At 50.3% G+C, this 20,577-nt stretch carries 20 protein-coding genes; 2 read left to right on the forward strand and 18 right to left on the reverse strand.

Features of this window, described 5'->3' with window-relative positions:
• Positions 1-40: 40 nt before the first annotated feature.
• From glyS to OCU14_RS00235, 13 genes are all read right to left on the reverse strand, one after another.
• On the reverse strand, positions 41-2,116 hold the full coding sequence (gene glyS / locus OCU14_RS00175; RefSeq protein ID WP_261809246.1) for a glycine--tRNA ligase subunit beta: 2,076 nt from the start codon (positions 2,114-2,116) through the stop codon (positions 41-43).
• Complete coding sequence (gene glyQ / locus OCU14_RS00180) at positions 2,116-3,045, reverse strand: glycine--tRNA ligase subunit alpha (protein WP_057878937.1); 930 nt, start codon at positions 3,043-3,045, stop codon at positions 2,116-2,118. Before glyQ ends, glyS begins: the two co-directional genes overlap by 1 nt.
• 358 nt (positions 3,046-3,403) lie before the next feature.
• Positions 3,404-5,698, reverse strand: coding sequence for a leucine-rich repeat protein (locus OCU14_RS00185; protein WP_261809247.1), 2,295 nt, complete (start codon positions 5,696-5,698; stop codon positions 3,404-3,406).
• Positions 5,699-6,022: 324 nt separating this feature from the next.
• A complete protein-coding gene (locus OCU14_RS00190) occupies positions 6,023-6,988 on the reverse strand; it encodes an aldo/keto reductase family protein (protein WP_261809248.1) in 966 nt (321 codons plus the stop codon).
• 116 nt (positions 6,989-7,104) lie between these two features.
• The gene (locus OCU14_RS00195; RefSeq protein ID WP_261809249.1) at positions 7,105-8,262 is read right to left on the reverse strand and encodes an MFS transporter; all 1,158 of its coding nucleotides are present in this window, start codon (positions 8,260-8,262) and stop codon (positions 7,105-7,107) included.
• A 6-nt stretch (positions 8,263-8,268) separates the two neighbouring features.
• Entirely contained in the window at positions 8,269-8,694 is a 426-nt protein-coding gene (locus OCU14_RS00200; RefSeq protein ID WP_261809250.1) for a MarR family winged helix-turn-helix transcriptional regulator, read from the reverse strand.
• Positions 8,695-8,884: 190 nt separating this feature from the next.
• Entirely contained in the window at positions 8,885-9,682 is a 798-nt protein-coding gene (gene recO, locus OCU14_RS00205) for a DNA repair protein RecO (protein WP_125545700.1), read from the reverse strand.
• Positions 9,683-9,707: 25 nt separating this feature from the next.
• The gene (gene era / locus OCU14_RS00210) at positions 9,708-10,613 is read right to left on the reverse strand and encodes a GTPase Era (protein WP_057878764.1); all 906 of its coding nucleotides are present in this window, start codon (positions 10,611-10,613) and stop codon (positions 9,708-9,710) included.
• A gap of 12 nt (positions 10,614-10,625) precedes the next feature.
• Positions 10,626-11,027: a diacylglycerol kinase family protein gene (locus OCU14_RS00215; RefSeq protein WP_261809251.1), complete on the reverse strand. Its 402-nt coding sequence runs from the start codon at positions 11,025-11,027 to the stop codon at positions 10,626-10,628.
• Positions 11,005-11,493, reverse strand: coding sequence for an rRNA maturation RNase YbeY (gene ybeY / locus OCU14_RS00220; RefSeq protein WP_261809252.1), 489 nt, complete (start codon positions 11,491-11,493; stop codon positions 11,005-11,007). The genes OCU14_RS00215 and ybeY overlap by 23 nt, the downstream gene beginning before the upstream one ends.
• Entirely contained in the window at positions 11,493-12,479 is a 987-nt protein-coding gene (locus tag OCU14_RS00225; protein WP_261809253.1) for a PhoH family protein, read from the reverse strand. The genes ybeY and OCU14_RS00225 overlap by 1 nt, the downstream gene beginning before the upstream one ends.
• Positions 12,480-12,577: 98 nt before the next feature.
• Positions 12,578-13,060 carry a GNAT family N-acetyltransferase gene (locus OCU14_RS00230; RefSeq protein WP_261809254.1) on the reverse strand — a complete coding sequence of 161 codons (483 nt, stop codon included), beginning with the start codon at positions 13,058-13,060 and terminating at the stop codon, positions 12,578-12,580.
• Between the two features lie 91 nt (positions 13,061-13,151).
• Positions 13,152-13,598: a GatB/YqeY domain-containing protein gene (locus OCU14_RS00235; RefSeq protein ID WP_261809255.1), complete on the reverse strand. Its 447-nt coding sequence runs from the start codon at positions 13,596-13,598 to the stop codon at positions 13,152-13,154.
• Positions 13,599-13,752: 154 nt separating this feature from the next.
• On the opposite strand from OCU14_RS00235, the gene OCU14_RS00240 reads away from it, so the two are divergent.
• Positions 13,753-14,778, forward strand: a complete 1,026-nt coding sequence (locus OCU14_RS00240) for a zinc-binding alcohol dehydrogenase family protein (RefSeq protein WP_261809309.1) — start codon at positions 13,753-13,755, stop codon at positions 14,776-14,778.
• 62 nt (positions 14,779-14,840) lie between these two features.
• On the opposite strand, the gene rpsU is transcribed toward OCU14_RS00240, so the two are convergent.
• The gene (gene rpsU / locus OCU14_RS00245) at positions 14,841-15,029 is read right to left on the reverse strand and encodes a 30S ribosomal protein S21 (protein ID WP_261809256.1); all 189 of its coding nucleotides are present in this window, start codon (positions 15,027-15,029) and stop codon (positions 14,841-14,843) included.
• Between the two features lie 180 nt (positions 15,030-15,209).
• On the opposite strand from rpsU, the gene OCU14_RS00250 reads away from it, so the two are divergent.
• Positions 15,210-16,037 carry a pyruvate, water dikinase regulatory protein gene (locus OCU14_RS00250; RefSeq protein ID WP_261809257.1) on the forward strand — a complete coding sequence of 276 codons (828 nt, stop codon included), beginning with the start codon at positions 15,210-15,212 and terminating at the stop codon, positions 16,035-16,037.
• Between the two features lie 70 nt (positions 16,038-16,107).
• Here OCU14_RS00250 and OCU14_RS00255 read toward each other — a convergent pair whose 3' ends face one another.
• The 4 genes from OCU14_RS00255 to OCU14_RS00270 are packed head-to-tail and all read right to left on the reverse strand — an operon-like array spanning position 16,108 to position 20,240.
• Entirely contained in the window at positions 16,108-17,037 is a 930-nt protein-coding gene (locus OCU14_RS00255; protein WP_261809258.1) for a deoxyribonuclease IV, read from the reverse strand.
• Positions 17,038-17,039: 2 nt separating this feature from the next.
• A complete protein-coding gene (locus OCU14_RS00260) occupies positions 17,040-18,260 on the reverse strand; it encodes a CDP-glycerol glycerophosphotransferase family protein (protein WP_261809259.1) in 1,221 nt (406 codons plus the stop codon).
• A 24-nt stretch (positions 18,261-18,284) separates the two neighbouring features.
• The gene (locus OCU14_RS00265) at positions 18,285-19,094 is read right to left on the reverse strand and encodes an ABC transporter permease (protein ID WP_125545680.1); all 810 of its coding nucleotides are present in this window, start codon (positions 19,092-19,094) and stop codon (positions 18,285-18,287) included.
• 33 nt (positions 19,095-19,127) lie between these two features.
• Complete coding sequence (locus OCU14_RS00270) at positions 19,128-20,240, reverse strand: CDP-glycerol glycerophosphotransferase family protein (protein WP_261809260.1); 1,113 nt, start codon at positions 20,238-20,240, stop codon at positions 19,128-19,130.
• Positions 20,241-20,577: the final 337 nt, after the last annotated feature.

Below are 20,577 nucleotides of genomic sequence, written 5' to 3' on the forward strand. Positions count from 1 at the left end.
TACCGCTTAACCCAGCTAACCGCCCTTTGACTCACTCTTCCTATTTAACGATTAATTGGTCCAAGTCACCCAACTTCAGCGTCAGCCGAGCCAAACCACTCAATTCGGTTAACCGGTTATTCCGAACCGCATCGTTCTTATCCATAACCATCGTGGCTTCAAAGTAAGCCGCAATCGTTGGTTGAATGTCAGCTAAGGCAGCGTACAGATCAGCTAATGTCTTGTCAGCAGCAGTTGCAACTTCGGCAACGCCTTGGTGCAAGGCACCTTCACTGTCATTTTCAAACAGATCGGTGTCAACCGTGGCCGTAGCCAATTCGGCTGGGGCCTTCTGGGCCAAACGAATAACCCGCGTCAAGGACTCGATAACCGCCTTGAAGTTGGCATCGTTGGCATGGCTAGCCAGGATATCGGCAGCCGTGAAGATCCGCAGCACATCACTGCTAGAACTGTTGGTAACGGCATCAATGATGTCATGACGTTGCTTAGCAGAACGCAAGATCTTCCGAATCCGATCCTTAACGAACCCAATCACAGCGTCAATTTGGCTAGCTTGGTCAAGTTGAGGGGCCACCTTGGCAGCCTCTTCAGCCGTGATGAAGGCTTGCGCCAAATCAGCAATTGGTAAGGACCACTGTTGGTCGGTGACAATCCGAACAATCCCGATGGCCTGACGCCGTAAAGCGTAAGGGTCATTGGATCCACTAGGAATCATCCCAGCGGCGAAGAAGGTCAGGATGCTATCGAACTTGTCAGCCAAGGCCAATACGGCACCCGGCACGGATTCTGGTAAGGATCCGTTAGCAGAGATGGGTTCGTAGTGTTCACGAACGGCCTGCGCAACGGCTGGGTCTTCCCCGGCCAGTAAGGCATACTTCTCACCCATGACCCCTTGTAATTCGGCGAATTCGCCAACCATTCCGGTAACCAGGTCGAACTTGTAGATCTCACTGGCACGCAGGGCAGCCTGAGTTTGGACATCGTTTAAGTGGAGGTGCTTGGCCAGCACGCCCACGATCGCCTTGACCCGATCCATCTTTTCAGCCATCGTGCTGATCTTATCATGGAAACTAACCGTCTTGAGCCGTTCCACGTAGTCGGCAATGGACTTCTTCTGGTCTTCGGTGTAGAAGAACATGGCATCTTCCAAACGTGCTGTCAGAACCTTTTCGTTCCCAGCAACGACGTTTTGAAGGTCGTGGTCGTTCCCATTACGAACGGAGATGAAGTTAGGCAAAAGCTGGCCCTCGGCATTCCGGGCGTAGAAGAACCGTTGGTGATCACGCATCGAGGTAATCAGAACTTCTTCGGGGATGGTCAGGTACTTTTCGTCAAAGCTACCTTCAAAGGCTGTTGGCCATTCGACCAGATTGTTAACCTCTTCCAGCAACCCGCCGTCGATGGTAACCGTCCAGTTGTGATCGGTCGCAATCTTTTCGATTTGGCTCTTGATAAGCGCCTTACGCTTGTCGGCATCGGCAATGACGAATTGCGCCGTCAGGTCGGCTTCGTAGTCGGCGGCCGTGGCAATATCCACGTCGGTCCCTAAGAAACGGTGACCCCGCGTGTTGCGACCGGTCGTGACATTCAAGATGCTAAATGGAATGACATCGGCATCTAACAACGCCACAATCCAGCGAATTGGCCGGATGTATTCGAAGTGATGGGTGCCCCATTTCATCATGGTTGGGAAGGTCATGGCGGTCACAATATCTTTTAAACCAGCCAAGACAGATGCCACGGGTTCGCCGGCAATGAACTTGTCAACGTAGACGTATTCCGTTCCCTTGATTTCCTTAAAGGTAATGTCGTCAGGAGTGAGGCCTTGACCACGGGTAAATCCAATGGCCGCCTTCGTCCAGTTGCCATCGGCATCCTGAGCAATCTTCTTAGCGGGACCCTTGACGGATTCACTAATGTCTTCCTGCTTGTCAGCTAAGCCAGTAATTTGGATGGCCAACCGGCGAGGCGTGGAGAATGGCTTGATGTCATCGTAAGCCACGCGTTGTTCCTTTAAATAATCTGCCGTCCGCTTGACCAGTTGCTTGATAGCTGGCGTTACCACGTGGGCTGGCATTTCTTCTAGTCCAATTTCCAGTAAAAATGTGTGTGCCATTATTTTTTGGCCTCCTCGTCGTCTGCTAGTAGTTTCGTCCGCAGGGCTTCATCCTTGATCAGTGGGAAACCACGCTTCTTCCGTTCGTCAACGAAGGCCCGAGCCACGGCACGTGCCATGTTCCGGATGCGTGACAGGTAGCCGGCCCGTTCAGTAACGGACACAGCCCCTCTGGCATCGAGCAAGTTGAAGGTGTGGCTACACTTCAAGATGTAGTCGTAGGCCGGGTGAACCAGACCGTTGGCGATTTGCTTCTTGGCTTCATCTTCAAATTCATTGAAGTGCCGTAACAGCATGTCTTGGTTGCTTTCTTCGAAACTGTACTTGGAGTGTTCATATTCGGGTTCCTTGAAGATATCCCCGTATTTAACGCCATCGGCCCATTCCAGGTCAAAGACGGAGTTGACGTCTTGGACATAAGAAGCCAGACGTTCTAGACCATAAGTCACTTCGGAAGTGACAGGATCAACTGCCATTCCCCCAACAACTTGGAAGTAGGTGAACTGGGTGATTTCCATCCCGTCCAACCAAACTTCCCAACCAACACCGGCACAACCCATGGATGGGTTTTCCCAGTTATCTTCCACGAAACGAATATCATGTTCGAGTGGGTTAATGCCAAGCTCCTTCAAACTGTTCAGGTAAAGTTCCTGAATGTTGTCTGGTGAAGGCTTCATCACCACTTGGAATTGGTGATGTTGGTACAACCGGTTAGGGTTTTCCCCGTAACGACCATCGGCTGGTCGACGGGAAGGTTCAACGTAAGCGGCGTTCCAAGGTTCTGGTCCGATTGCCCGTAAGAAGGTGTAAGGACTCATCGTCCCGGCCCCTTTTTCGGTATCGTAAGCTTGCATCAGCATGCAGCCCTGTGCGGACCAGTACTGTTGTAACTTCAAAATGATTGCTTGCATGGACAGTTTTTCTGTCATGGGTGCTGTTTCCTCCTTGTGTGGTTGCCAAGCGACTAAATTCGGCCGTTTTGGTCAATCGATTAAACAAATAAGCGCGCAAAAAAGTCCCTACGAGAATTCACTTAGGCAAATTCACGTAGGGACGAAGTTTTAATTTCGCGGTTCCACCCTACTTCTAGTCAGACGTGACTAGCAGCTTACTTGGAAACGACTCCGAATGTGCCAACTCACCACGCCTTGGGTTCGGCTTACACTTTCCCGAACTCGCTTAACCAACCACGCGGTGACTCTCATTCATCATAATCGACTTATTTAACTGAGTTTTATGATAGCTGTCTGAGACGGGGATGTCAATGGTTGACCCCCATTCTTCTTGCTAGTGTTCTCGCCGACGATTACTCAGGCCGAGCCAACCGAGAATTGCCAGTAGCCATCCCCCGATCACTGCCCAGAGATTAGTCGTCTCACTGGTCTGGGGCAAGGTCGTCTGATGTTGTGGGGTAGCCGGCTGATTGACCTTTAATTGGCTGGTTGCCGTTGTTGGACGCATAACGGTCTTGGCCGAGCGTGTCCCTGTTGCCAAACGTTGACCTGTCGCTGCCTGCCCCGTTGACTTACCATGACGGTTAGCCTGCTTCTGAGCGGACTTCTTGGGTTGTGTGGACCGCTTGGCCGGTTTGGTTGGCTTGATTGGCTGAGCTGGTGTGACTGGCGTCGTGGGATCAACTGGAGCGACTGGTTGACTTGGTGTCACGGGATCGGTGGGGGTGGTGGGTGTCGACTGTGGCGTTCCATCCAGCGTCAACTGCAAGACACCATAATTTCCAGAATTATCACCGGATGTTCCCGAGGTCATCATGACAGTCAGCTTTTCTCCAGTAAAACCATCCGGTAACGTCAGGGTATCTGTAGTTTCGTCGTATGTCACTGGCGTCCCATCAAGGGTAAACGTCAGCGCGTTTAAGGCTAAATTGCTTGGCATAACTTTGTTCAAAATGGCCTGCTTAACACCAACAAACTTGCCATCAACTAATTTAACTGGCACCGTTAGGGTTTGCTGAGTTGCGAGCGCACCATCGTCAAACGTGTTCAATGGTGAATCAGCCTGAATATGTTGCAGATTATTTTGGACAAAGGCGTCGGCTCCAATACTATCTGGAACTCCCAGGAAGTGAACACCTGTTAATTTATTTTGCAAAAAGGCGGCATCACCAATTGTTTTCACACTGGCTGGAATTGTCAACATTCCATTGAGTTGGTTCTCACCGAATGCACTCGCCCCAATCGACTGAACCTTATCAGGTATTATCAATGAACCCGTCAGTTGGTTACCATCCGGGGCCCCGCCAAAGGCTCTGTTACCAATGGTTTCGACATTTGCTCCAAGCTTCACTCCAGAGAGATGATTGCCCTCAAAAGCGGTATCGCCAATGCTAATCACGCTATCCGGAATATCAATGGTACCCTGCAGGTTGTTAACGTTAAAGGCATCAACCCCAATAGTTTCAACATTCTTCCCAAAAACAACACTGCTAAAAGCATCATCTACAAATGCTGCTGGTGAAATTGTCTTGACACTATCTGGAATGATCAACGGACCGCCATTTAAGCCACCCGTCAAAGTTTTCATGTGCGAAAATGAATTGATACCAATTGTTGTCAGCTGTGACTGCCCAGTGCCGAAGGCAAGCTCGGTTAATTTGTTCCCAGAAAAAGCCATCATGCCAATACTCTGCACACTGTCCGGAATAATTAAAGCTCCTGAAATTTGATTACCGCTAAACGCGGCGTAACCAATTGTCTGAACGTCTTTACCCAGTGTTAAGCATGTCGCACTATTACCGTCAAATGCTGAGCCACCAATTGTCGTCACATTATTCGGAATATCGATAGTTGCCAACTGATTTTCTGAAAATGCACCATTGCCAATGGTTTCTAAGGCCTTGTCAAATGCAATTGTCTTCAGAGAGTTACTCTCAAAAGCCCCCTTACTAATATTAATCAAACTATCAGGCAACTTAACACTAATTAGGCCTTTTTGGCTAAAGGCCCCTTCACCGATACCAACCACACTCAATCCTTGATAGCTGTCTGGGATCGTGATATCAGTATCGCTACCAGAATAGGCTGTAATGTCATAACCGGTTGTATTCCCGTCTTCATCCACATGCTTCGTGTACGTATAGCCTGCAGCATCCGTCACTGGCTGATTGCCGTCAGAACCCGTGTCCTCTGGATCAGTATCTGTTGGGTCCGACACAGTTGGCGCTGCCATCCGTGCTGAGAACAGCCCGACTTTCCGTTTTGACTTTGGCTTAATAGCCTCATTGCCATCAGATGTACCTTGCCCGCTTCCATCGTCACCCTGCGAGCTACCGGTGCCATCAGTAGCACTTCCAGTGCCTCCAGTTGTTTGTTCTGAACCAGTGCTGCCAGACTCTTCAGCCGACGATTTGTTCACAGTAACTACTTCTGCAGACTTAGTAACCTCTTCGGCTGGCTTCTCACCGGAAACCGCTGTGGGTGCTTGATCACCGGTTGCGGCCTGGGCTGGCGTCACACCAACCACGAGCAGTTCGGTACTGAGAACCGCCGCGGCCACACCGACAAACAACCATTGCCGACGATGGGAAACTTGTACATTTTTAGTTTGCTGCTGATCAACTGACATTGACTAGACTTCCTTCACCTTGACCACTTATTTAGGTCAAATTCATTTCAAAGATTAAATACATTTTATGTATACAATTTCATCGTACCACGCCAAATTCAGTTTTCCAGACTAACCGATTGTCACCCCATAAAACTATTTTTAGGTTAAACGGCCAATCATTAAAGCGCCAGGCTTTCCTATCTTTTATCAGCCGTAGTGCCTTCTTTGAGAGTAAGCACTATCGCAAAAATGTGATAGTTTTATAAATATTTTCCAATTCGATCCGCCAACACAAAAAAATCACATCCGAGTGACTAGCCCGAATGTGACACCTTCTGTCTCTTAAATTTCGCGGAAAAACTTCTTAAATCCAAATAACTTGTCAATCTGGGCTTCATATTCGGCTGGAATAGCCAAATCAACAGCCTTCAAGTTATTCTGTAACTGGGCCGGCTTGCTGGCCCCGATGATCAGACTGGAAATTCGGGAATCGCGTTTGTCCCAGGCTAAAGCAAAGGTTGCCAGGTCCGTATTTAACTCGGCGGCCATCTTCGACAGTTCTTCAACCTTCGACAGATTTTCAGGAACTAGTTGTGCCTGCAAGTCCGGTTGGAACGACCCCCGCGACCCCGCGGGAACAGGTTGGCCCTGACGATATTTACCCGTCAATAACCCCTGAGCCAGTGGTGAAAATGGCACAACACCCAGGCCTAACTCGCCACACAAATCCAACAGTTCATGTTCAATGTAGCGGTCAAAGAGGTTGTACTCGGGTTGCACTACGGTAATTGGGTGAAGGCCTCGCTCCTGAATAATCAGTTCCGCCTTAAGAATCTGTACTGGAGTCCACTCGCTGACCCCGTAATACAGGATCTTTCCTTGATCGACTAAACCACTCAAGGTCTCCAGCGTCTCTGCCAATGGTGTCTGCGGATCAAAACGATGACAGAAGTACAGATCCAAATAATCTGTTTGTAAATTAGTCAACGATTGATCAATCGACTCGGTAATATGTTTCCGTGATAGGCCGCGGTCGTTGACCCCTTTGCCTGAAGGAAAATAAACCTTGCTTGAGACGACCAATTCCTTCCGTGGAAACTGTTGCAACGCCTGACCCAAGAATCGTTCGGCACCACCGCCACTATACACATCTGCACAATCAAAATAGTTGATCCCACTGTCATAGGCTAATTGGACGCTCTGCGCTGCTAGCTCCTGTTTAGCCGCATCACTGACGTCTGTCAGCCAACTCCCTAAGGCTAGTTCACTAACTCTTAAACCTGATTTGCCTAATTGCCGATACTTCATATGTGCGCGCTCCTATTCATTGGAAAATAACAAGATTTCGATTAGAAAACGATATGAAGTTAGTTTACCACGTCGGAACTCGTGCGGCCAACTATTCAGTCAGGCCGGTTGCCATTTCAGACCAATCCTCGCCGATTATCCCAGTAAACCAGCACAATTGCCGGCAGGGTCACGGCCATGACGGGATAGAGCCAGGACCATGGCAGATAGGTCGTGATAACCCCCGCCAGCATGGGTCCCAGGGTCATCCCCAGGTCAATCCCAATGTAGAAAGTGCTGTTGGCCAGCCCCCGATCGGCCTTGGGAACCAGCGTCAGCGACTTCGCCTGACAAATGGAAAACATCAGACCATAGCCGGCAGCCAGGCCCACGGCCCCGACGATGAGCATCAACCAATTATCCATATCGGTTAGGCCGATGATCCCAATGAGGTTACAACCGAGGCAGATCCAAAAGAATTTTTTAAAAGGAACACGGTCAAAGGCGTCGCGGAGAATGAGCCGCATGGCCAGCAACACCAGCGCATAGACCGGGAAGAAGGCCCCAGCCGGGATCGCAAAGCCCCGGTGAAAGACGTAGCTCACGATATAGGTCTGCGTTGCAAAGTAAGGCAGTGAAAACAGCAAGAGAATGGCAGCAACCGGCACGACCTTGGGTTGAACCAACCGAATCTTTGGACGCTCGCCCTTAGCCTTTTGATAGTCGGGATGTGGAACACTCTTATCCCCGACAAATTGGATGGTCACCAGGAGTAAGGTCACAAAGCCTGCGGCCACCCAGAAGACACTGCGATAGCCGAGACGGTGATACAGGTAAACACTCACTGCGGGACCAATCGCCATTCCCAGGGCATTGGCAATCCCGTAGATCCCCATCCCCGCACCGATTCGATCGGCTGGCAACAGACTCGCCATCCAGGTGGCCATGCAAACGGAGCACAACGTATAGCCAACCCCATTGACGACTCGCCACAACATAATCAGGGGTACCGACGTCGTGACCCCATACCCAATGCAGGCAATGAGGATCAGACTGCCCCCGATCAGACTCAATCGATATTTCGAAAAACGGTCAGTGAGATTCCCGGCCACTGGCCGTAACAGCAGCGAGGTGAGATTCATCATCCCCGCCACGATTCCGGCGAGGACACTGTTCGCTCCCACGTTACTTGAGAAGCCTGCAATGATGGGATTGACCATCATGGGACTCATCAGGAAGAAGAAACTCGCCGCCAAAACCAATTTGACATCTCTTGTATATAGCCGTGTCTTCAAACGCCCTCAGTTCCTTTCTAAATTCCGTTCGATTCGATCCAACATCGTGAGGACCGCTTGCTGTTCAGCACCCGTAAATCCGGCAAATAAGGCTTGACTCGTATCTTTGATGTAGTCGTCTAGCTGGTGACGTTTCGCCAAGCCGGCTTCGGTAAACCCGACCAGCTTTTCGCGCCGGTCGGCCGGATTGGCCTCCAACACCAGCAGGTCCCGATCGACCATCCGCTTCACAATTAACCGAGCTGTCTGGTGAGTCACCTGTTGGCGATCCTTGAAGTCGGTAATGGTGCTGTGGGGGAAATCACCAAAGAAGCGCAGAGCATCGGCCTGTTCACTCGTTAAATTCAGGTGTCGCACGAACCGATTCCGTCGATTTCGAATCTTTCGTCCCAGTAAGACCAATTTCCAAGACACCAGTTGATTGCTATCCATGTGATCACCTCTAAAACTAATTGTACAACTAGCTGTATATTTTTTAAAGTATCGATTCAGACTTTAATCCCCGATAAATCTCCTTGATGAGACCCAATTCCCCCTTTAGTCGTCAAGGGTCAACCAATTTAAGTAAAAAAGCCGCTCAAACCACTCACAAGGAGTCAGTCTGAACGGCTTTTCGAATATTTTATTGTTCTTTGGGTTTGTCCGCTGGTGGCATCGTCATCCGCGCCGACCAGGATTGCATCTGATCTAAGAAGCGCTTGCTGCGGGGATGAACCCCGATCTGACTGTCATAGATCTCATCCATCAGTTGCCGCAAGGCGTGTTCCGTCTGCGGTTTCACCTTGATGGAATGCAGGCGATCTAGGTCCAAGACGGAGAACTGTCGCAGATAGTAGATCGTCCGCTGAGCCAAGTGGAGTCGCCGTGGATCACGCTGCCAGTGCTGTTGGCACAACAGGCCCCCATAGCTTTCCGAGTAGTCGAATGGCAAATCATTTCGACCACAGATTGCACACCCCTGAAGTTGCGGAGCCACCCCGAAGGACGGCATCAGCTGGATCTCCATGATATTGGTGACAATGGCGGCATTCACCCCATCATCAATCAACGTCAGGGCCCGTTCAACCTTGTGATACCACTCAGGTAACGGTTGACTATCCGGAAAGGCCGCATCGACCAGACTCATGACGTAGGTCGCATAGGCATTCTTAAAGATGTCGGCAGAGATGTTCTGAAACTGATGCGTCTCACGCGCCGTTCGAATGTAAGAGAGCCCATCGTCGGCAATATCACCCACGTAGCCCCCCACCGTAAACGGGAGAATATCCGCCACCATTTTGAACCCACGTTTCTTAGCGCCACGAACCAAGAACATTTTTTTACCGAACTCTTGCGTCAAAAACTTCACCAGGAAGTCTCGTTCGGCATAGTCACGGCGAAATAAAAGGATGCCGTGAAAATCCGTAACATGACGTGCCACACCGCATCCCTACTTTCCTTCAGTTTTAAAGATCATCTTTCCGGTAACCGTAGCTCTTCAACAACGTGGACTTGTCTCGCCAATTTGGCTGAACCTTGACCCACAGTTGCAGGTAAACTTTACTACCGAGTAAGTGTTCAATGTCGCGACGCGCTAACGTCCCGATCTTCTTGAGCATGCTCCCACCCTTACCGATCATGATACCCTTTTGCGTAGGCCGATCGACAATAATCGTGGCTTCGATGTGGACGTGGTCCGCATCTTCTTGCTTCATACTTTCGATTTCAACAGCCACTGAATGTGGCACTTCCTCACGCGTTAACATGAAGATCTTTTCACGAATGAGTTCACTCACCACGAAACGTTCTGGGTGATCGGTCACCTGATCCTCAGGGTAGTACTGTGGCCCATTTGGCATCTGATCAACCAGATCGCTCAGGAAGTCGTCAACGTTATTCCCCTCCAGAGCGGAGATCGGATAAACAGCTTTCCAAGGGATCGCGGTCTTGTATTGTTCCATAATAGGCAACAGATCGTCTGGATGAATCTGGTCAATCTTGTTGATCAACAGGTAGACTGGAGCCTTAACATCCTTCAAACGGTCAATGATGAAGTTGTCTCCGGCTCCCCGCTTTTCGGCGGCATTAATCATGAACAACACGGCATCGACTTCGTTTAAGGCTGACAGGGCCGACTTGACCATGTAGTCACCCAGCTTGTGCTTAGGTTTATGCACCCCAGGGGTATCGATAAAGACGATTTGGGCCTCGTCCGTCGTGTAAATTCCTTGAATCTTGTTCCGCGTGGTTTGCGCCGTATCCGACATGATGGCAATCTTCTGGCCAATCACGCGGTTTAAAAACGTCGACTTCCCCACATTGGGCCGGCCAACAATGGCCACGAACCCTGATTTGTAATTTGGATTATCCATATTTTCCTCCACTTAAAACCAACGACTCAGCGCTGGCAACATCACGAGCGCCCCAACAATTACCGCGAAGGTCGCAGCCAGCAGAACCCCACCGGCAGCCACATCCTTGGCGCGTTTCGCTAAAGCATGATAGGTTGTCCCCACCACAAGATCCACGACGGCCTCCACAATAGTATTGAGGGTCTCCGCGATTAACACTAGGAAGATCGCTAACATCAGCCACAACCACTCGTTAACATCGAGCCGTAAGACCAGGCCAGCCAACACGGCTACCGTGCCAAAGGCCAGGTGCTTACGAAAGTTGCGTTCATAGTGAAACAGAGCCCGTAGGCCATCCCACGCGTGACCCAACGACTGAATAAAGGCCCGATTCTTCCCGGTTTGTTTTCGTTTATCGCTTGAGGCCATAGGCATCCAAGATGTCCGCCTGAAGCTTAAACATCACCTTTTCATCTTCCGGCTCCATATGATCGTAGCCGTTAAGGTGCAGGAACCCATGGACCACGAGAAAACCAAGTTCCCGTTCGTAGGAATGGCCCAAGTATTCCGCCTGTTCTTCAACCTTATCCATCGAGACAAAGATATCCCCGATGTTTTCGGGAATCTCGGCTGCCATTTCGTCATCCATCACGAGTGGAAATTCGGCAGCTTCCTCGTCGTCATCCTCAATCGCAAAGCTAATGACATCGGTGGCCCGATCAACGCCCCGGTATTCCTTATTGATCCGGTGAATGTCTTCGTTATTCATCAACGTCACGGACATCTCCGTGTTGGCCGCCAACTTTAGGTAGTCCCCGGCATAGGTTAACACGTCTTGAATCAATTTCACGTGCTCTGCTGGCACGCCATCTTTGGTCTTATCATAAATCTCTAAATTCATTATTTTTTAGCTCCATTTGGTTTAGTATCGTTGGCCTCGTATGCGTTGATGATGCTGGCCACGACGGGATGCCGGACCACATCATCTGAGCTGAAGGTGACGAAGTTAATGTGTTTCACGTTTTGTAAAATGTGTTGGGCCTGAATCAGTCCCGACTTCGCATTATGTGGCAAGTCAATCTGGGAGATATCCCCATTGACGATCATCTTGGATCCAAAGCCTAACCGCGTCAGGAACATCTTCATTTGCATGTTCGTGGTGTTTTGCGCTTCATCCAAAATGACGAAGGCCGACTCCAACGTCCGACCCCGCATATAGGCTAATGGGGCGATTTCAATCACACCACGGTCCATCAACCGTGTCGTGTGTTCTGCCCCCAGAATTGCGTACAAGGCGTCGTAGATTGGCCGCAAGTAAGGATCAACCTTTTCCTTCAGATCACCTGGTAAGAATCCCAGACTTTCACCGGCTTCAACGGCCGGACGAGTGATGATGAGCTTTTCCACATCCCCGCTCTTCAGCGCAGCCACAGCCATGACGACAGCCAGGAAGGTCTTCCCGGTCCCGGCTGGCCCAATCCCAAAGGTAATATCATTGTGTTTAATTGAATCAATATACTGGCGTTGACCGAAGTTCTTGACCCGCACAGAGCGGCCCTTCGCATCGCGAATCAACGTTTCCGTATAGAAATCCTTGAAGTAAGTCAACGTGCCCTTCTGAGACATCTTCATGGCACTGAGAACATCGGCACTGTTCAGCTTGATGCCCTTTGCCAGGAGGTCACTCATGTTGCCTAGAATAGCCAACGTTTGGTCGACAGCCTCGGTCGTACCAGAGACTTTGATTGAATTGCCAAAGGGCTTGATCGTTACGTTAAGCCCTTCCTCAAGGATCGTCACAAACTGATCCTGAGCGCCCAATAACCCCATTTCGTCCTCGGGCCGTTCTAAGATATATTCTTTTTCAATCGTTGCGTTCTCAGTCAAATACGGTGGCTCCTTTGTTTTTAATTAGTGTCTGATAGACAAATTTTAGCATACTGCCGGGGATTGTAAAAGGATTCGGCGTGAAAAGTCGGCCGGGGTCAGTTGATTGGCAGGTTTGGCAGGTTAATTTGCAGGTCTAACACCAAGCGATCCCGCAGAACTAAGCCGTTCTCAATGATCGTCTGACTGTAGTTTTGGGTGAAGTAATCCGGGTCCACCCGTACCACGCGAAAGCCTTGTTGCTGATAGAGGTAGAGTTGCTTGAGACTCGTGGTCCCCGTCGCAATTCGCACCGTGCGATAGCCGTGTTCGATAGCCCACTGCTTGGCAAAGACCAGTAAGGCCCGGCCGTACTCTCGCCGTTGTTTCGTTGGGCTAACCGCGAGTGCCATGATTTCAATCGTCAATGGCTCCTGTGGCTTTAAGACCAACATCCCCGCTAATCCCGTAGCATCATTTGCCGCATAGACGTTGCTGACGGGCACATAGCTGTCGATTAGTCGCTGGCTGGGATCCGCCAACAATAGGAGCCGATTCTCTTCAGTTGTCGGCGCTGTCACCCGTTGATAGGTTAACACCATTGTTTTCAACCTCCCTTGATTGAAAAAGCCGCCACGAAAACTCGTGACGGCCGCAACCCGTTGGCCTGTTACACCAAGCTGGGTCTCTTCATTACTTGTTTAATTGTGCCTTAACGGTCTTGTTGACCAGGGCCCCATCGGCCTTGCCCTTAACCTGTGGCATCACAACACCCATGACCTTACCGAAGTCACTCATACCACTAGCGGAAACTTTGGCAATGCCATCAACGACGATCTTAGTAATTTCGTCTTCGCTCAATTGCTTAGGCGCATACTTTTCAACGATCGCAATTTCTGCCTTAACGCCTTCAACCAAGTCATCGCGGTTACCCTTGGCAAATTCTTCCATGGATTCCTTACGTTGCTTTAGTTCACGGGAAACGATGGTTAACTCCTCGTCACTGGATAAGTCATGGCCCTGCTTAACCTTTTCGTTAGTCAAAGCGGCCTTCATCATCCGGATAACATTCAGGGATAACTTGTCGTGAGCCTTCATTGTAGTTTTTAAATCAGTGTTGAGTTGGGTTTCTAAACTCATTACATTTCCTCCTAAAAATCAATCTTACGATTAAGTTTACACCTTATTGGCGGCGACGTCAGGTAAAGATGCCTCCCTCAAGAGGCTGAAATTGTATTTTCAGAAGTGATGCGCTAGTCTGGAGAATATGAAGGGAAGTTTTAAGATGACAGACATGCGCGCCATTGGGGTCACCCAGTATCGCCCGATTGAAGATCCTGACAGTTTTACGACCTTTTTTGAACCAAAACCGATGCCAACCGATCATGACTTATTGGTTAAAATCATTGCAACCTCGGTCAATCCGGTCGACACTGGCGTTCGCCAAGGCATTCAAGCCCCCTTGAAGCAGCCTAAAGTCCTGGGATGGGATGCCTACGGAACCGTAGAGGCCACTGGCGAGGCCGTCAGCCTCTTTCAACCAGGTGACCGGGTATTTTACGCAGGTTCGTTCATTCGTCCAGGAACGAACAGTGAGTACCAACTCGTGGATGAGCGGATCGTGGGACACGCTCCCCAGAATTTAAAACCAGCGGAGATTGCGGCCATGCCCTTGACCAGTCTCACGGCCTGGGAAGCCCTCTTTGAACAGCTTCACATCCCAACAGACGATGCTACTGAGATGCATGGGAAAACCATTCTCGTCATCAACGGAGCTGGCGGTGTCGGTTCCGTGGCGACCCAATTGGCTCGGATGGCCGGGCTCAAGGTCATTGCCACCGCTTCACGTCCGGAAACCATCGCCTGGACCAAGGCCCACGGTGCCAACGAGGTGGTCAATCACCGACAAGACCTCGTCCAGCAAGTCCGAGAACTTGGGATCACCTACGTCGACTATATCCTAGAACTCAGCGATCTCAACCAACACTGGCACGAGATTACCGAGCTCATTGCCCCCAGTGGCCACATTGTTTCCATCACCGGTAGCGACCAGCCCATCGATCTACGCGCCTTAAAGCAAAAACGCGCCACCTTTGCCTGGGAATGGATGTATACCAAGTCTTACTATCAGACGGCGGATATGGCCAGCCAACATGCGATTCTTGAACAAATTAGCCTGTTACTCGATACCGGTCAGTTGCAATCGACCTTGACCAAGACGCTATCTCCCATCAACGCCGACAATTTACGAGCCGCGCATCAGCTGGTGGAAAGTCACCATATGATGGGAAAAGTCGTCATCACCAACGAACACGATTAACCGCAACAAAAAACCACCAGCCGAAAACGGTTGATGGTTTTTATTAAGCTTGCAAAAAGAGCTTAGAAACGCTTCTTCTTGGCCTTACGCTTACGCGCAGCTTCTGATTTTAACTTTTTATTCACACTTGGTTTTTCGTAAAATTCACGCTTACGGTATTCTTGTAAAGTACCGCTACGGGAAACCGTACGTTTGAAGCGCCGAAGAGCGTCGTCAAAAGACTCGTTTTTGCGAACGACTGTCTTTGCCATATAAAATTCCCTCCCTCCGAGCACAAATAATAACACCAATTGGATTTCATCCATCGGCGTAACGGTTCTTAACTATTATACATAAACTGCTAAACCGCGTCAATATTGCCAGCAAATAAAATTTGAACGGATTTCGACTCCGGGGTACACTATAAGAAATAACTAGAGGAGTTGGGTGCCATGCCAAAGATTGCCATATTTATTATCTCCGATTCATCCGGTGAGACCGCGCTAACCGTGGCCCAGACGGCCGTCTCGCAGTTTCCCAAGGTGGAAGCCAGCTATCAACGGTTCCCCTTCATTCAGACGGATTCCATCCTGGAAGGGATTCTCAACCTGGCTAAAAAACAACGTGCGATGATTTTTCACACATTGGTTAATGCAAAATTAAGTGCCCACGTTAAAGACTTTGCGACCGGCAACCGGTTACAACAGTTCGACTGCATTCAACCCGCCATGGGTGTCCTGCAAGCGGCCACGGGGATGACTCCCGTTGAGGTCCCAGGTCTGGTGCACAACTTAAACGACACCTACTTCGACCGTATCGCCGCCATGGAGTTTGCCGTGGCCTATGATGATGGGAAGGACCCCACTGGCCTGCTTAAGGCTGACCTGGTCATTCTCGGCGTCTCACGGACGTCTAAGACCCCGTTGTCACTCTTCCTGGCCAACCGGGGGTTACGTGTCGCAAACCTTCCTCTGGGGCCAACGACGCAGCTACCAGACGAGCTCTGGCAAGTTGACCCGAAACGAATCTTTGGTCTGACCAATCGACCAGAGATTCTGCGTAAAATTCGACAGGAACGGATGCTCTCCTATGGGCTACCCGCCGACAGTGCCTACTCGGATACCGATAAAATCAGTTTAGAACTCGACTACGCCCAACAACTCTACAAAAAGATTGGGTGCCTGGTCATCGACGTTTCCAACAAATCGATTGAAGAGACAGCCACCCTCATCATGGAAAGCGTGGATTATGATTTGATCCCGCACTCCCTGACTGATTAAAACCAACTCCACTAAAAATCACGTTCTGCCCGATAAAGGCGAAACGTGATTTTTTTAGTTTCAAAATAAATTACCGTTTCAGATAAGCATCCACTGGATTGCCAGCCAAGACATCGGCTTCAAAATTGGGATTAAACCGTTGGGCCTTCAACATGGCCACTTCGTACCCGTGCGGATTGACACCGTGCTTGCGATCCGGCCCCACCACGGGGGTCTCCATAATCTTCGGCACTGTCGTTAATTGGGGATGGTGGGCAATGCTATTTAAAACGTCAAACCCTAAGGTTCCCAACCCAATGTTGGTATGACGGTCCTTGTGGCTTCCTTGCGGATTCTTCGAGTCGTTGAGATGAATCACCTTCAGTCGATCGACGCCAATCACATGATCGAATTCGTTAAGCACACCGTCAAAGTCCGAGGCAATGTCATAACCGGCGTCGCTCGTGTGACAGGTGTCAAAACAGACCGACAACCGGTCATTGGCACTGGTGGCATCCATAATAGCGGCCAGCTCCTCGAAACTTCGGCCAACTTCGGTTCCCTTGCCCGCCATGGTTTCCAGGGCAATCTGGACCGGTTCGTCTGCCGCAGCTAGGATCTCATCGAGGCCCTTGGCGATCTGCGCAATTGCGGCCTCCGGACCAGCCCCAACGTGGGCCCCCGGATGCAGGACAATCTGAGTGGCCCCTAAGGCTGCGGCCCGCTTAATTTCTGCCGTCAAGAACTCTACCGCAAAGCCATAATTCTGAGGCTTGACCGTATTGCCGAGATTGACCACGTAAGGTGCATGAATGACCACCGCTCGTTGGTCGTGATCGGCCATAAAGGCCTGACCTGCCGGAATGTTAAGTTCTTCGATGGGCTTACGCCGCGTGTTCTGCGGGGCCCCAGTATAAATCATAAAGACATTTTCACCATACTGGGCCGCCTCCTGGGCCGACCCCAGAAACATGGGTTTTCCCTTCATACTGACGTGTGATCCGATTAGAAATTCTGACATGTTTATTCGTCCTTTCCACTGATGATTAAGTCCGCGACACGTTGACTGGCCGTACCATCTTCCCACTCACAGAACTTATGGTTAAACGCCGCCTGTTGCTCACGGTAGGCTGGGAAGTCCCCTTCTTTTTGCCACTCGTCGAGCTGGTCGTAGAAGGCTGCTGCCGTGGTAACCAACGGACCCGGAATTTCCTTTTGATAGTCAAAGTAGAACCCGCGAAGCTGATCGCGATAGTGTTCCAGGTCGTAAGCAAAGAAAAGTTGCGGCCGTTTTAAGTTCGCAAAGTCGAACATGACCGATGAATAGTCTGTAATCAAGAGATCCGTAACGAGGTAGAGTTCGGCAATGTCAGTATCGGCTAACACCGTGACGCGATCCTCGAAGCCACGGGTATTCACGGCATCCTTGACCAGATAATGTGGCCGAATGATCAGGTGCGTCCCTGCCGGCACATGCTTGAAGAAGTCGCCAAGGTCAAATGGCAGATCGAAGCGATAGACCCCCTCGCTCACGGCCATGTCATCCCGCCAGGTTGGCGCATACGTCACGACTGGCCCACTGACTGGACCCAGCAACCGTTGCCGAAGTGCCGCAATCTTAGCCGGTTGATTCTCGGTATAGAGCACATCGTTTCGCGGGTAGCCCACCGTTAAAAAGTGCCCGCGATAGCCAAAGGCCCGCTTAAAGATATCCCGCGAATACTGGTTTGGTGCAATCAGGTAGTCCCACCGTGAAGACGCCGTTACAAACTGCTGATGGTAATCGGCCGTGGACGTTCCCGGGATGGCGACGTGTTCGATGTCGGCTCCCAACTTCTTTAGCGGGGTCCCGTGCCACGTCTGAATGGTTCGGGTGTGCCGGTTGGACCGCCACCAATTCGGCAGGCGCGAATTCAGCACCCAGTACTGCGCTCTGGCCATGAGCCAGACCCATTTGGGCGTAAACCGCCGAATCAATTGGACTTCGGGATACTGCCGTTTTAATTTGGCGTACTCCCTAGGCTTCACGCTGAAGTATGCCGTTTTGCGATAACGCGGGTCGCTGGCCACCAACGCCCGGTAAATGGCTGCCGGATTGTCGTTGACGTCCTTCCCGTTAAAGCTTTCAAAGAGGACTAGTCGCCGTTTAATGGGTAAACAAATGAGCCCATCGTTCAAGACGATGAGCCCATAACGAGCAACTAGCTTCAATGACTGAGTAATCTTGCGAACTGCCTTAGTCATGACGCGTGCTCCTTTCAAATTCAACTAGATTAAATCAACGAACCGTGACCGGAACTTGAAGTGCAAGTGTGATCCCACTAAGAAGACGATGAACACGAATAACCAGAATTCCAACGTCAACAGTGGCCGATCCCAGAACCAGCCTGTTCCCAGGAAGGATTCCCGGAAACCAGAAACAATGTAGTAGTATGGGTTCAATTCCAATAAGTGGACGAATGGTGCGGGGAACGACGTCGTCACGAAGTTAAACAGCACACCAGACATGTAGAATAACATCCGCATCAGGGATTGGAGCAAGATATGGTAGTCTCGAACCAACACACTGATACAAGAGTTGAAGATTCCTAAAGCCACTAACATGCAAATCATGGCGAAGAAGTAGTAGATCCACTGCAACCAAGACACCTTGGGGTAAACACCATTCAAGGCACCGATGAAGACGGAGAAGACCATCATCGTCCAGAAAGAACTCAGATTGCTGACAATCTTAATCGTTGGTAAAGCAGAGACTGGGAACTTCATCTTAGCCACCATGTTGACCCGTTGGAAGATACTCTTCGAAGCATCCAACGTGGCCCGGTTCATGAAGAACCATGCCGAGTACCCGATAACCATCCATGGTAAGTAACTGACCCCGTTCAATGGTTGACCATGTTTCAGACCAACACCGAACACCAACCAGTAAATTCCGATTTGGATTAAGGGATATAAGTATTCCCACATTAAACCTAAGTAATGACTCTGATAACTGGCTTGATCCTCATAACGGGAAATCCGTAAGATAATCCCCAAACTTGAAATCTGCTCTTTAAATAAGGTGATAACCTCTTTCAAGGCACTGCACTCCTTTAATTTTTAATCGTTAACCTAGTTAAGCAGATCAACGTAACGCCGGATAACCCGCGCAGTGGCGGCTCCGTCGTTAGCAGTATTCCAGTGACGGTTAAACTGAATCAAATCAGTCGCCTCGTCGGCCGTAATTGCTGCTGCCAATTGCGCATTCGTCGTGAGCATTGGACTTGGCAACCAATCAGCAAGGTCGCTTTGAACCCCAGGATTTTGCTGATAAGTTGGTAAATCGAAAAGATAAAATAACAAACTGTGTGCATTAGGCAAGAGGCTGTAGTCGAATGCCACAGAAGAATAGTCGGTGACCAAGGTTTCGGCAACCGTCAATAGTTCCGTCGTACTCAGGTGTTTGGCCACCACAACCTGGGGACCTAATTCACGCTGTAACTGTTCCGCGGCGTTCGCTAGGGCCGGGTGGAGCTTAACCACCACCTTAGCCTTAGGATCCGCACGCAACGCTGCCGCTAACCCTTTCGGGGGGGTAAACGTGACCCCTTCGCGATACGTTGGTGCATACAGAATAACCCGCTGGTCAACCAACTCTGGTGCTAACCGCACAACCCGCTCGTGGGTCTGGTCTCGCCAGTTAGGGTCTAACAACCGATCGGAACGTGGGTAACCAAGAACGTGCATCCGCTGGGCTGACGCCCGGTAGCTCCGTTCAAAAACCTGGGCCATGGCCGGGGCGCCCACAACGTACTCGTCGAAATGGTCATACACGGCTTGGAACCGCCGTTGATCACTCGCCGAACGCTCTGGCGTCGTGGGATCCTCCCAACCGAAGCGTTTGATCGCTCCGGCGGCATGCCACAACTGCACGATCCGCATATTTGCCGGATGTGCCAGCCCACCGAGAAATGCATAATAGTTATCGCAGAATAAGACCTTAGCCCGCATGACAACGGGAATTCCCGTCAACACGAACCGCAACCCATCCTGAAATTCCTGTATCCGAATTCCGTCGGTTACCAATTGTTCCGCCGCAGCGCGTTGTTTCGGCCGGTAAAGCACCCACAACTGCCGATCCGGCGATAACGACTGGGCCATTGCCCGTATAAAAGGGACGTTGTCGTCAAAGCTCATGAGGTAAACCACATCACGCCTCGACCGCCAACGCCATAGCTGCGACATTAGTCGAACTAACCATAAATAAATCTCTTTCACGTTCATCACCAATATCACTTATTTTCGCTACCCATAACACCGAGAATTATACCACAACTGCTCGGTGAACCTAGAGAATTTTAAAAAGGCTTAAGAAACAAGTGAGAGAGTGTGACAAAAGGCGGTTAGTCAATGAGCATTAACGTCGCTAAACGGCTAATCCCGGTCTTGGATTGTTTGTCTAGCGGGGTTAAGCGGAGTTGACTGCCTTTTGTCACACGTTTCGACTATAGATGTTCGGAGCGCAAAACGAGCCTGAGATTTGTGTCCCAGGCCCTCACCTTTTTGGTGTTTTTGCTTATAT

The organism is Levilactobacillus humaensis (genome assembly GCF_024345185.1).
GTDB classification, from domain to species: Bacteria; Bacillota; Bacilli; order Lactobacillales; family Lactobacillaceae; genus Levilactobacillus; species Levilactobacillus humaensis.

Excerpts from the sequence above, each read along its gene's own strand:
- glyS (WP_261809246.1), bottom strand. The coding sequence starts at position 2,116 with ATGGCACACACATTTTTACTGGAAATTGGACTAGAAGAAATGCCAGCC.
- glyQ (WP_057878937.1), bottom strand. The coding sequence starts at position 3,045 with ATGACAGAAAAACTGTCCATGCAAGCAATCATTTTGAAGTTACAACAG.
- OCU14_RS00185 (WP_261809247.1), bottom strand. The coding sequence starts at position 5,698 with ATGTCAGTTGATCAGCAGCAAACTAAAAATGTACAAGTTTCCCATCGT.
- OCU14_RS00190 (WP_261809248.1), bottom strand. The coding sequence starts at position 6,988 with ATGAAGTATCGGCAATTAGGCAAATCAGGTTTAAGAGTTAGTGAACTA.
- OCU14_RS00200 (WP_261809250.1), bottom strand. The coding sequence starts at position 8,694 with ATGGATAGCAATCAACTGGTGTCTTGGAAATTGGTCTTACTGGGACGA.
- era (WP_057878764.1), bottom strand. The coding sequence starts at position 10,613 with ATGGATAATCCAAATTACAAATCAGGGTTCGTGGCCATTGTTGGCCGG.
- OCU14_RS00215 (WP_261809251.1), bottom strand. The coding sequence starts at position 11,027 with ATGCCTATGGCCTCAAGCGATAAACGAAAACAAACCGGGAAGAATCGG.
- ybeY (WP_261809252.1), bottom strand. The coding sequence starts at position 11,493 with ATGAATTTAGAGATTTATGATAAGACCAAAGATGGCGTGCCAGCAGAG.
- OCU14_RS00230 (WP_261809254.1), bottom strand. The coding sequence starts at position 13,060 with ATGGTGTTAACCTATCAACGGGTGACAGCGCCGACAACTGAAGAGAAT.
- OCU14_RS00235 (WP_261809255.1), bottom strand. The coding sequence starts at position 13,598 with ATGAGTTTAGAAACCCAACTCAACACTGATTTAAAAACTACAATGAAG.
- OCU14_RS00240 (WP_261809309.1), top strand. The coding sequence starts at position 13,753 with ATGCGCGCCATTGGGGTCACCCAGTATCGCCCGATTGAAGATCCTGAC.
- rpsU (WP_261809256.1), bottom strand. The coding sequence starts at position 15,029 with ATGGCAAAGACAGTCGTTCGCAAAAACGAGTCTTTTGACGACGCTCTT.
- OCU14_RS00250 (WP_261809257.1), top strand. The coding sequence starts at position 15,210 with ATGCCAAAGATTGCCATATTTATTATCTCCGATTCATCCGGTGAGACC.
- OCU14_RS00255 (WP_261809258.1), bottom strand. The coding sequence starts at position 17,037 with ATGTCAGAATTTCTAATCGGATCACACGTCAGTATGAAGGGAAAACCC.
- OCU14_RS00260 (WP_261809259.1), bottom strand. The coding sequence starts at position 18,260 with ATGACTAAGGCAGTTCGCAAGATTACTCAGTCATTGAAGCTAGTTGCT.
- OCU14_RS00270 (WP_261809260.1), bottom strand. The coding sequence starts at position 20,240 with ATGTCGCAGCTATGGCGTTGGCGGTCGAGGCGTGATGTGGTTTACCTC.